The following is a 1,242-nucleotide window of genomic DNA, read 5'->3' as shown; positions in this document are numbered from 1 at the left end:
GGAACACATCGTCCACGATCATGATCTTGCTGTGCACGTACACCGGCATCCACTGCTTGGCCGGTGAATCCGGCGCCACCAGCGTGCAGACATGAACTTTCAAGCCTGGAATGTCTTGAGGCAGGATCGGCTTTTTTTCGTCGGCGTTGTCCTGAAGCTTCTGCTCCAAATCCTTGATTTTCTTTCTCGCGGCTTCCTGCCGTACCGGACCACTGGCGCCATGGTCGTAATGCGCCACCGCGACCTCGTTGACGGCACGCTGCACATCGATCCCGAGTTGCTCGCCACGCTCCAGCCGCGCCACGTTGGGCATGGTGTCCGCACGTCCGAGACTATCGAGCATGTCGTACGTCGTACCCGTGCCCATTCCCACCGCGTCGTCGGTCGAGTTCGTCACCACGAACAGATACAGCGGGCCATGCTTGCCGGGATCGCGCCCTGCAGATACGTGCGTCTGCGCAACCGACTTGATCTTCGCGGCAAGCGGTTCCCACCGGAAATACTGGTTCTCGATGTAGATAAACTGCGTGGCGTTATTGGCCGCCTGCAAGTAGAGCGCCTCGATGTTGCGCACGCCCTCCTGCGACTGCGTACGGACGATCTGCGCCATGAGCGGCGTGCCCAACTCCGGCCGAACTTTCAGCTGTGCGGCCAATGCCTTGCGTTTGCTCAACAGATCGACATGCGCATTGCGCTGCCAGGCGCGGCAGAAATTCACGTTCAGATGTTCGAGAATCGGCCCGGTCACCCGCGCGGACATATCCTGGCGCGGCGTTTCTCCATTGCGCCCAAATCGGGCGTGCATGCGTGCATAGCTGTGCGCATCGTTATCCCAATAGGCGTCGAGAGTGTTATGTCCCATCACAAAACCAACGGCCTGACTCGGCGCCTCGTAATCAACCAGCACCGTCTTTTGGTGATGCGATGGACCGAGTCCATATCCGCCAATTACCCCCGCCTTGCCGACGTTGGTATCCGAACGGAATCTCGACTCGCGGTACATGATTTCCAGCCGATCAAACAGGGAAAAGTCGCGCGTGACCACCTGAATGTTCTCCCACGGCTTCGCGCTCGCGCCTTGGGCATCGGGTCGAGTTGAACGCCGCAAAGATTCGGAGAGTTCCCGTTGTGCCGGCGACGGCGTGATCCGAGCCAGGTAATACCACTGCCGGTCATATTCGAGCTGGGTCGTGTTCTCGTTTTGCGTGAACGCGCTGCGCACCAGGTCATATCCCGGGTTCG

General features: G+C 59.4%; 1 protein-coding gene. It reads right to left on the bottom strand.

Annotated elements, in window-relative coordinates:
• Positions 1 to 1,242, bottom strand: a 1,242-nt coding sequence (locus ACYP33_RS12835; protein ID WP_459622109.1) for a phospholipase D-like domain-containing protein, incomplete at both ends; no start/stop codon positions are given.

It is taken from the genome of Burkholderia sp. 3C, assembly GCF_054589155.1.
Note: the sequence above shows the minus strand (reverse complement) of the source record. Positions and strands in the feature narration are given on the sequence as shown.